Origin of the sequence: Nonomuraea antimicrobica (assembly GCF_039536965.1) — a bacterium.
GTDB lineage: Bacteria > Actinomycetota > Actinomycetes > Streptosporangiales > Streptosporangiaceae > Nonomuraea > Nonomuraea antimicrobica.
In genome coordinates, this window is the sequence record NZ_BAAAZP010000028.1 from 1 (window position 1) to 9,404 (window position 9,404).

Consider the following 9,404-nt stretch of genomic DNA (forward strand, 5'->3'; position numbering starts at 1 on the left):
CCGAGCTGGCCGACCGGCCGTTCCAGGCGCCGAGCGCGCGGCGGCTGGCCGAGCGCGGGCTGGCCGGCAGGAACCTGGGCGCGGCCGAGCGCGCCGGCGCCGTGCTGGTCGTCACCGCCGGCGTGGTGTTGCTGCCCGACGCCCCCGACCGGGCGGTGGAGCGGCTGCGCTTGCTGCCCGCGCCGTTCACGGTGAGTCAGGCGCGGGTCGCGTTGCAGACCACGCGCCGGGTGGCGGTGCCGTTGCTGGAGATGCTCGACGGCCTGGGCCGCACCGCACGGCGCGAAAACGGATCACGAACCTGCACGGCTGTCAACTGACGGGGTCAAAAAACACCTGACAAAAAAAGTCAGGACGTCCGGAAAGAAAAAAGTGTCCTGCCCATTGCCGAGTTTCGGACACTTAAGTATTTTTCGATCATGACGAGTAGCGTCGCAGGCGTCGTCGGGCAAGGTGCGCTCATCGCCATCTTCCTGGTCGCGGCCCTGTCGAAGATCCTTACTCACCGTGCCCTCACGCAGACCATCTCCAAGCTGGGCTTCAGCGCCATCGCCCGACCGGCGGCCCTGATCGTGATCGGCGCGGAACTCCTGGCCGTCACCGCGATGACGATCACGCCGTCGGCGACCTGGCCGAGGGTGCTCATCGCGCTTCTGGCCCTGTCATTCGCCGGTGCCGGAATCCGCGCGCTGGGGCTGGGAGAGAAGATCAAGTGCGGCTGCTTCGGCGGCGGCGGAGCCGCACTGGGCTGGCGGCAGGTGCTCTACCTGCCGCTCTGGCTGGGCCTGGCGGCGGTGGCCGAGTTCGCGCCGCCGTCGTGGAGTGCCGACGAGGGGCTGGTGGGGCTGGCCGCCCTCCTGCTGGCGCTCGTCGCGTGGAAACTGCTCGCCGAGGTCAGGCTCTGGCGAGTGCTGCGGGGCGACCGCATGGTCACTCCGAACCCGACACGACACGAGGATGCGGAGGTGCCCGCCGCATGACGACGGTGCTGCTTGTGGTGGTCTGCCTGCTGGCCGTGGTGGTGTTCATCCAGCTCGGCGCCCAGGTCGAGCTCTTCGAACAGGTCAGGCAGATCCGCGGCTATCTCGATATTGAGGACAAGCCAACCACGGTGGAACTGGGCACGCTGCAAGGGGCCAGCCCCAGCCGGTTCGGCCTGCCCCCCGTCCTCGATCACGCTGAACAGGCCATGGTGCTGTTCGTCTCCGACAAGTGCGAGACCTGCCGCAACCTGGTCGCGGCGCTGCGCGGTGGCGCGGTGCCCCTTTCGATGTGGGTCGTGGTCGTCCCGGTGAGAGGGGACGGCAACGAGTTCATCAACGAGTTCGGACTGCACGGCGAGCGCGTCATCCTCGACGACGAGGAGCGCATCGTCGGCAGCCTCGGGCTGGATCTGACACCCGTCGCCCTTCACATCGCCGAGGGAAAGCTGACACGGGCCCACACGGTGCCGTCGGTCAGGCAGATGTACGCGGCCACTCCCGTCTCCTACAAGTACTCCCTGGCCCGCAAGCCGTCCGTCTAGCACCGATCCCGCCCCATGCAAAACACAAGAAAGGCACCACATGGAGAAGACCTCCGGCATGAGGTCCAGCCGCCGTGGCTTCATCGGCTGGATGGGTAAGGTCGGTGTCACGGCCGTCGGCGCCGTCGCCGGCATCGCCGCGATGTCCCAGCCCGCCTCGGCGGCCAATTGGAGATGCTGCAACCTCGCTCTTCCGAACAAGTTCTGCAGCACGAACAGCCAGGGGCAGTACGTATGCCCGTCGGGTTACAGCATGAAGGTGTGGAACTGCTGCACCGGCTCGCGCCTGTACGCCTGCGGCGAGTGCACAAAGGGCTCGAACTGTAACACCGGGCCGTTCATCTGTTCGGCCGGCTGGACGGTCAGAGCCAACAGCTGCTAGTCGTTCTCAGGAGATCCCTTGCCCCTTGACACGTGGGTGACAATCGCGCTGCTCCTGCTCATCATGAGTGCGGGCTTCGCGCAGCTGTTCAGTTTTTGAGGCCTTTCTTTCGTCGGATATCTCCGCCCCCTGGTTCAGGGGAGAGCCCCTGGGGAGAAGGCCATGTATCGGCCCATCCTCAATCTGGCGATCGGCTTCACGATCTCCGCCGTCCTCACGTATGGGCTGGTCCATCTCCTCGGCAGTGGACTGCGCGGAACAGGCTCCAGGATCGCCGCCTGTGTCGTGCTGCTCGCCTGCATGGCCATCGATTCCGGTAGGTTCGGCCTCCGCACGCCCATGTTGCGGCGGCAGACCCCTCGCCATCACTTCACCCGGTTCGGCCCCGCCAACGGCGCGTTCCTCTGGGGACTCGACACCGGGCTTGTCCTGACCACCTTCCGAGTCACGTCGCTGACGTGGGCGGCACTCGGCGTAACGCTCTTCGGGCTGGTGCCTTGGTGGGCCGGCCTGTGTTACGCGCTCGGCTTCACGCTTCCGTCGATCGTGATGGTGGCCATCGTGCCGGGGTCGAAGGACCAGGACACGAAGGCCGAGCCGATATGGCTGATGGAGTGGCTCATGGACAGGGAGAAGGCGGTCCGGACCTACGCGTTCTCCCTGCTGTCCCTCACCTTCGCCGGCGTGCTGGCGACGGTGTTCCTCGGTTGAGCGCGGTGGGCGGACCCAGGCCCGCCCACCGCGACTCAGCACTTCCCGTCGAAGAAGGAGATCTCCTTGCGGACCACGGGCCGGCCGGGAACCGCGATGTCGAACGGCACACACCTGGGCGCCAGCACGTGGAACCCGCCCACGAACAGTGTGTCGTGATCGTCGCAGGCCACGAACGTCACCGAGTGGTCCGCGCTCGCCGGGCTCGCCGCCGCCCTGGCCGCCTCGGCGTAGAGCAGGCCGGCGCTCTCGTGGAACTCCTCGGGAATCGACAGGGTGACCCTGCCGCCCTGGCGTACCACGGCGCCGACCTTGAAGCGGTTGCCGGTGCCGTACTCCTCCGGTTCGGCCGTCCCCCAGGCGAGCAGGCCGGGGATGACCAGCGGCCCCTCCACGAGGTCCTGGGGGCCGACCGAGGAGAGTAGGGTGCTCTCGTCCTCGACGAAGCCGTTGCGGTTGGCGCAGGTGAGCACCCGGGGGTCGGCCAGGCTACCTTGGCCTTCCTGTTTGCGCATCGCCGCTTCGCCTCCCATCTGCGCCGGGGAGGCCCCGCACGCGCCCAACGGGAGCGTCGCCACGATCGCGAGCATGGCGCGCACCGCCGCTTTGAGGATCATGATTCAGTTGTATATGGGCGATCAAGGACTGCCTAGGGTCCCTGGCCGACGATCAGGTCTGCGCCTGCCGAAAATTACAACCACCCAGGCCATGCCCCTGCTAAGGCTTCGCGTGGCATGCGACCGAGTTCCGGCCATCAGGAGGGGGATGGAGATGCGGCATGATGATCGGCTGTTCTCCTTCGCCTGGCCTACCTGACCGTCACGAACGCTTTCGCCGTGCTGCGATTGTTCCCGATGAGCGATCGGGACAAGACGTCGAGATACTGCCCCTGCGCCATCAGATCACGGTTCTTGATCTCATGAGGCAGCGTCATGCCCGTGCCTGCCGACCGAAGCGCCGTGGGCGCCCGCCCACGGTCAGCTCCATCCGCGCTCTCGTCCTGCGCATGGTTCGGGAGAACCCCGGCTGGGGCTACCGGCGGGTCCACGGAGAGCTCACCACGCTGGGCATCGAGATCGTACCCTCCACGATATGGGAGATCCTCAAACAGGAAGGCCTCGATCCAGCACCCGAACGGGCATCCACCACCTGGGCCGACTTCCTGCGCTCGCAAGCCAACGCCCTGCCGGCCTGCGATTTCATCGAGACCATCACCTTGAACGGGCAGCGCCAGTACGTCCTGGCCGTCATCGAGCACGCCACCAGGCGCGTCCGCGTACTGGGGACCACGGCACACCCAAGCGCGACCTGGGTCAGCCAGGCGATGAAGAACTTTGTGATGGATCTGGACGATGCAGGCTGCCGGGCGCGCTATCTGATCCGCGATCGAGATGAGAAGTTCCCCGCCCTGATGGACGAGATCCTCGCCGAGGCGGGCATCAAGACCCTATGCACGGGCATTCGGATGCCGAGGATGAACTCGATCATGGAACGGTGGGTGCAGTCATGCCGCCGCGAACTCCTCGACCGCTGCCTCCTGTGGAACGAACACCACCTGCGGCACGCCCTGCGCGAGTACGAACACTTCTACAACCAGCACCGCGCCCACCAAGGTCTGAACCAAGCCGCCCCGCTACGCCCTGTCCCCGCCCCGATCACAGACCCAAAGCGCATCACCGACCTGAACATATGCCGAAGAGACCGGCTCGGCGGAGTTCTCCACGAGTACTCACATGCCGCTTGAACTGCACGGATGGAATTTTCGGCAAGCGCAGTGTTGTCGATGCTCTACCGGTTGATGAGATGTCTGCTCGGCTTGGCTGCGGTGCTGGTTCGGTCTGATCTGTCCAAGGACATCGAACTGCTGGTGCTGCGTCACGAGAACCAGGTGCTGCGCCGTCAGCTGGGTGGTCGGCCGCGGTGGGATCACGCCGACCGGCTCTGGCTTACGGCGTTGTCCGGGCTGGTGAACCGTCGCCGCTGGGCGGAGATCTTCCCGGTGACCCCGGCCACGATCCTGCGCTGGCACCGTCACCTGGTCGCCCGCAAGTGGACCGGCACTGATCGGTGTCGGCCAGGTCGACCATCGACCGGCGTTTCGATCAAGACGCTGGTCGTGCGGATGGCGCGGGAGAATCCGATGTGCGGGCATAGAAGAATCCAAGGTGAGCTGGCCCGGCTCGGGTACTCGATCGCTGCGTCCACGGTGTGGGAGATCCTGCACGCCGGCATTGATCCCGCACCCCGCAGGGCCGGGCCGAGCTGGCGGCAGTTCCTGACCGCTCAGGCGCACGCGATCACCGCCTGTGACTTCCTGGTCGTGGAGACGCTACTGCTCAAACGGTTGTACGTGCTGGTGTTCATCGAGCACGGCACCCGCAGACTGCACCGGGCCGAGGTGACCGCGCAGCCGATCGGGCATGGGCGGTACAGCAGGCCCGCAACATGGTCATGGACCTGGGCGAGCGCATCGACACGCTACGTTTCGTGATCCATGACCGCGATCCGCTGTTCACCATCGCGTTCGGGGAAGTGTTCAAGGCCGAAGGGCTGCGGATCATCACCACCCCGCCGCGGACGCCGAGGATGAACGCCATCTGCGAGCGCGTGATCGGAACCCTCCGCCGTGAACTCCTGGACCAGGTCCTGATCCTCGGCGAACGCCACCTGACCCTGATCCTCCGTGAGTACCTGATCCACTACAACGGACACATGCCGCACCAGTCCCGGCAACAACGTACCCCCGACACCGAAACGCAGCCGATCCGGGTTCTGGCCGAACTCGCCGACCTGCGTTCTGTTCCGAGGCCGGACCTGCCATTGCCGTTCCCCAAAAAAAGAGTTCGGATTGGATGCTGTTCGGGTACGTGCGTGGGATCATAAAGTTGTGACTTCTTGGCCAAGAACCTGGGGGTCTGCCACGCGAAACCCGCGGGCTTCGTAATACGGCCCACACCAGGCCGGGAGGATTGGACGCACTGTGGCACCTCGGAAGGATCGTCCGTTGGCTAAATGCCACCAGCGAAGCGCTGTTGCGCTGCGTCGAGTCCTCTGATCACGTTCGATACGGATGAGTTGATGGGAGGGTAGATGCTTAGCCACACGTCGCTGGTGGGCTGAGATAGCTAACCATGGGGACCAATCCGGGAGCATGGCTCTCGGGCTTGGGTCCCGCTGGTGCGCTCTTCTTCGTAGCGGTGGGCTTCCTTGTGATCCTAGGCGTCTGTGCGATCTTGGTCGCGGCCTACAAGACGGAGCACCGTGTACGAGAGGTACGCATCTCTTGGAAGGAAATCTCAGTCCGATGGAGCCAAGAGGCACCACAGGAAGAATCAGAGGCGTTAGAACAAGCGCCGGAAGACGCACCCGCGGTTGACCAACCGCGAGCAGTCGCAGGCGACACCGTCACCCCGAAGGGGGGTGATGCAGTCGCCTAGACAGGCCCCCTCTACTGAGGGGGCCTTCTGCATGTTGAGCAGGGGTGGAGAGGCTCGAACCCTCACCGCCAGCCTGCGGGGCTCGAATATTCGATTCATACGCTGACCTGTGATCCTTGCCAGGTCTGCGGACCTTGAGTGTTGCCGTCTGAGCGGCTGCTCAAAACAGCTTGAGCGACTGCCTAACCTGTGGGGCTCATAAATAGGATGCGGTGTCTGACCTGCCGGTTCTCGGGTAGTGTCAGCCGTGCGCCTGCCGATAATTGCATCCGCCCAGGTCATGACTCTGCGAGGCTTCGCGTGGCGTGCGCGAGTTCCGGTCACCTGGGAGACGGAAGCGTGTGGGGCAGGATGATCCGCTGTGCTCCTTCGCCTGGCCTATCTGACCGTCACGAACGCGTTCGCCGCGCTGTGGTTGCCGCCCATGGGGGATCGGGACAAGGGCGTGGAGGTTCTCGTCCTGCGTCACCAGATCGCCGTCCTTGAGCGCCGACTCGGCGCTGACGCCAGTGTGCGATTCGCGCCCGAAGGGCCGGGCCTTCCGTGCCGCTCTCCTGGCCTGGTCGCCGCGCGAGGTTCTGCGCCGGCTGCGGCTCCTCATCCGCCCGGATACCGTCCTGCGCTGGCACCGGGATCTGATGCGATGTCGTCATGCCCGTGCCTGCCGGCGGAAGCGGCCTGGCCGCCCGCCCATGGTCCGCTCCATCCGCGCTCTCGTCCTGCGCCTGGTTCGGGGGAACCCCATCTGGGGCTATCGGCGGGTGCATGGTGAGCTCGCCATGCTCGGTATTACGGTCGCGCTGTCCACGGTGTGGGAGATCCTCAAGCGGGCAGGTCTTGATCCGGCGCCCGAGCGGGCGTCCACCATCTGGGCCGACTTCCTGCGCTCGCAAGCCGACGCCATGCTGGCCGCCGATTTCATCGAGACCGTCACTCTCAGCGGGCAACGCCAGTACATCCTGGCGGTCATCGAGCACGCCACCAGGCGCGTCCGTGTGCTCGGCACCACCGCTCACCCGAGCGCGACCTGGGTCGTCCAGGCGATCAAGAATCTGGTGATGGATCTGGACGATGCGGGCTGCCGGGCGCGCCTTTCTGCTCCGAGACAGGGATGGGAAGTTCCCAGCCCTCATGGACGAGATCCTCACCGAAGCCGGCATCAAGACGGTGCCCACCGGTATTCGGATGCCGCGGATGAACGCGATCATGGAGCGGTGGGTGCAGTCATGCCGCCACGAGCTTCTCGACCGCTGCCTCGCATGGAACGAACACCACCTGCGGCACACCCTGAGCGAGTACGAACGGTTCTACAACCAGCACCGAGCCCACCAGGCCCTGAACCAAACAGCCCCGCTGCGCACCGTCCCCGATCCGATCACGGATCCCGAGTGAATCATCGACCTGAACTTACGCCGACGAGACCGGCTCGGCGGCGTCCTCCACCCGTACTCACATGCCGCTTGACCTGCATGGACGGAATTGTCGGCAGGCGCAGAGTTGGGCCGTTCCTGACAGGGAGCCGAGCGAGGGGGAGCGAGATGGCCTTACCGAAATCGTGCGCAAGAGGTTCTCTGAAAGTCGCTGAATCAACGCCAGAATGACGGCCACATCGGCAACTCAGACTGAGCGCTTCTTCCGCGACGGCGCAGTTCGGTTGACATTGGTGACCTGGGGTGCAATACGCCAGGTGCCAGGCCGCGTCCTGAGGCCCCTGTAGTCGGTCGAGCTTCTCAACGATCGTCGCCAGTATATAAGCGGTGGATCCGATTAAACTCCGTTTTGAGACGCCGTCGAGGATTTTCGCCACTGCATTTAAATCGATGCTTTCGCTAGTGTTGAAGTGGGTTTTCCTGAGGCGCCTGCCGCCCCGTGGTTACGGAATGCAGCAACCATCCACTTGGTGACGGCGGGCGAGAACGCGTTGCGGGCCTTCTCGCTCGGCCTGAATGACGGTGATCAGAAATATTCACTGGCATGGGCATCGTGGTCCATGCTGCGATCCCGAGCAGTCGGGCCGTAGGTACCGCGCACACCTCTTGTACGAGACAAACCCCTGCGCCGGCGATGCCACCTCGAACCGCACCGCACCAGCCTCATTCAGCGAGATGCGCAACAAACCGCCGCCCTCGGCGACGTATCGGACCTCGAACTCCCCTTCCTGCGGAGGTGCGTCCATCCCGCAGGCCAGCGCGCGCAAAGCCGTCATGGCTCAGCATTCTGCCCCACCAAGATCGGAGCCGAAGGCGGAATCCGACAACTCAACCTGAACACCGATACGAGCACCGACAACAACACGCGGACACCGACAGCTTCAACTGCAACCGACACCCTGCTCACCAATCCCTCTCCGCGCCTGCGGCGAATACGGCAGAAACGGACCGCAGGCTTGATTATCAATCGGAATCATTCCCCAGTTGCCACAACCGCACGGTGCCGTCCAGGCTGCTGGTGGCCAGGAGCTTGCCGTCCGGGTTGAACGCCACCGACAAGACCTCGTCGGTGTGGCCGGTGAGGGGGCGGCCGATGGGGGTGCGGGTGGCTACGTCCCACAACCGCACGTCGTCGTCATCGTCGGCGGCCAGGATTTTGCCGTCCGGGCTGAACGCCACCGAGCCGACGATGCTGGTGTGGCCGGTGAGGGGGCGGCCGATGGGGGTGCGGGTGGCTACGTCCCACAACCGCATGGTGTGGTCACTGCTGCCGGTGGCCAGGATTTTCCCGTTCGGGCTGAACGCCACCGCGGCGACCCAGCCGGTGTGGCCGGTGAGGGGGCGGCCGATGGGGGTGCGGGTGGCTACGTCCCACAACCGCACGGTGTCGTCATCGTCGGCGGCCAGGATCTTGCCGTCCGGGCTGAACGCCACCGAGGATACGGAGCTCGTCAGCTTGTTGCGGCCGGTGAGGGGGCGGCCGATGGGGGTGCGGGTGGCCACGTCCCACAACCGCACGGTGTCGTCATCGTCGGCGGCCAGGATCTTGCCGTCCGGGCTGAACGCCACCGAGGAGATGGAGGCCACCGAGTTGACGTCGTTGGTGTGGACGGTGAGGGGGCGGCCGATTGAGGTGTTGGTGGCCACGTCCCACAACCGCACGGTGTCGTCATAACTGCCGGTGGCCAGGATCTTGCCGTCCGGGGTGAACGCCACCGCGGAGACACCGTCGGTGTGGCCGGTGAGGGGCGGGCCGAGGAGGGCGCGGGTGGCTACGTCCCACAACCGCACGGTGTCGTCTCCGCTACCGGTGGCCAGGATTTTGCCGTCGGGGCTGAAGGCCACCGAGTGGGCGATGCCGTTGTGGCCGGCGAGGCGCTGGCCGACGATGGTGGCGTCTTCCCGGGCGAAGGTGTAGT

At 65.4% G+C, this 9,404-nt stretch carries 11 protein-coding genes; 9 read left to right on the top strand and 2 right to left on the bottom strand.

Annotation, left to right across the window (positions count from 1 at the left end; genetic code table 11):
• The 5 genes from ABD844_RS09090 to ABD844_RS09110 all read left to right on the top strand — a co-directional run.
• The coding region (locus ABD844_RS09090) for a SelB domain-containing protein (RefSeq protein WP_344874933.1) at positions 1 to 320 on the top strand (320 nt) is incomplete at its 5' end.
• A gap of 99 nt (positions 321 to 419) precedes the next feature.
• A complete protein-coding gene (locus ABD844_RS09095) occupies positions 420 to 980 on the top strand; it encodes a MauE/DoxX family redox-associated membrane protein (RefSeq protein WP_344874935.1) in 561 nt (186 codons plus the stop codon).
• A complete protein-coding gene (locus ABD844_RS09100) occupies positions 977 to 1,525 on the top strand; it encodes a hypothetical protein (protein WP_344874937.1) in 549 nt (182 codons plus the stop codon). The genes ABD844_RS09095 and ABD844_RS09100 overlap by 4 nt, the downstream gene beginning before the upstream one ends.
• Before the next feature lie 40 nt (positions 1,526 to 1,565).
• Complete coding sequence (locus ABD844_RS09105) at positions 1,566 to 1,907, top strand: hypothetical protein (protein WP_344874939.1); 342 nt, start codon at positions 1,566 to 1,568, stop codon at positions 1,905 to 1,907.
• Positions 1,908 to 2,069: 162 nt separating this feature from the next.
• Positions 2,070 to 2,618 (top strand): hypothetical protein, encoded by a 549-nt coding sequence (locus ABD844_RS09110; RefSeq protein ID WP_344874941.1) that lies wholly within the window; start codon positions 2,070 to 2,072, stop codon positions 2,616 to 2,618.
• A 35-nt stretch (positions 2,619 to 2,653) separates the two neighbouring features.
• Here the strand turns inward: ABD844_RS09110 and ABD844_RS09115 are convergent, their stop codons facing one another.
• Positions 2,654 to 3,235, bottom strand: a complete 582-nt coding sequence (locus ABD844_RS09115) for a hypothetical protein (RefSeq protein WP_344874943.1) — start codon at positions 3,233 to 3,235, stop codon at positions 2,654 to 2,656.
• A 161-nt stretch (positions 3,236 to 3,396) separates the two neighbouring features.
• Here ABD844_RS09115 and ABD844_RS09120 point away from each other — a divergent pair, with 161 nt between their 5' ends.
• The 4 genes from ABD844_RS09120 to ABD844_RS09135 all read left to right on the top strand — a co-directional run bounded on the left by ABD844_RS09120 (position 3,397) and on the right by ABD844_RS09135 (position 7,447).
• Positions 3,397 to 4,362, top strand: a complete 966-nt coding sequence (locus tag ABD844_RS09120; protein WP_344874945.1) for an integrase core domain-containing protein — start codon at positions 3,397 to 3,399, stop codon at positions 4,360 to 4,362.
• Between the two features lie 81 nt (positions 4,363 to 4,443).
• Complete coding sequence (locus tag ABD844_RS09125) at positions 4,444 to 5,109, top strand: hypothetical protein (RefSeq protein WP_344874947.1); 666 nt, start codon at positions 4,444 to 4,446, stop codon at positions 5,107 to 5,109.
• Entirely contained in the window at positions 5,070 to 5,501 is a 432-nt protein-coding gene (locus ABD844_RS09130) for an integrase core domain-containing protein (RefSeq protein ID WP_344874949.1), read from the top strand. Before ABD844_RS09125 ends, ABD844_RS09130 begins: the two co-directional genes overlap by 40 nt.
• A 1,685-nt stretch (positions 5,502 to 7,186) precedes the next feature.
• Positions 7,187 to 7,447, top strand: a complete 261-nt coding sequence (locus ABD844_RS09135) for an integrase core domain-containing protein (RefSeq protein WP_344874950.1) — start codon at positions 7,187 to 7,189, stop codon at positions 7,445 to 7,447.
• 1,001 nt (positions 7,448 to 8,448) lie between these two features.
• On the opposite strand, the gene ABD844_RS09140 is transcribed toward ABD844_RS09135, so the two are convergent.
• A partial coding sequence (locus ABD844_RS09140; protein ID WP_344874952.1) for a WD40 repeat domain-containing protein occupies positions 8,449 to 9,404 on the bottom strand: 956 nt, incomplete at its 5' end.

What these genes read in the sequence shown, in the direction of transcription:
- ABD844_RS09095 (WP_344874935.1), top strand. Translation starts at nt 420, where the DNA reads ATGACGAGTAGCGTCGCAGGCGTCGTCGGGCAAGGTGCGCTCATCGCC.
- ABD844_RS09100 (WP_344874937.1), top strand. Translation starts at nt 977, where the DNA reads ATGACGACGGTGCTGCTTGTGGTGGTCTGCCTGCTGGCCGTGGTGGTG.
- ABD844_RS09105 (WP_344874939.1), top strand. Translation starts at nt 1,566, where the DNA reads ATGGAGAAGACCTCCGGCATGAGGTCCAGCCGCCGTGGCTTCATCGGC.
- ABD844_RS09110 (WP_344874941.1), top strand. Translation starts at nt 2,070, where the DNA reads ATGTATCGGCCCATCCTCAATCTGGCGATCGGCTTCACGATCTCCGCC.
- ABD844_RS09115 (WP_344874943.1), bottom strand. Translation starts at nt 3,235, where the DNA reads ATGATCCTCAAAGCGGCGGTGCGCGCCATGCTCGCGATCGTGGCGACG.
- ABD844_RS09120 (WP_344874945.1), top strand. Translation starts at nt 3,397, where the DNA reads ATGATGATCGGCTGTTCTCCTTCGCCTGGCCTACCTGACCGTCACGAA.
- ABD844_RS09130 (WP_344874949.1), top strand. Translation starts at nt 5,070, where the DNA reads ATGGACCTGGGCGAGCGCATCGACACGCTACGTTTCGTGATCCATGAC.
- ABD844_RS09135 (WP_344874950.1), top strand. Translation starts at nt 7,187, where the DNA reads ATGGACGAGATCCTCACCGAAGCCGGCATCAAGACGGTGCCCACCGGT.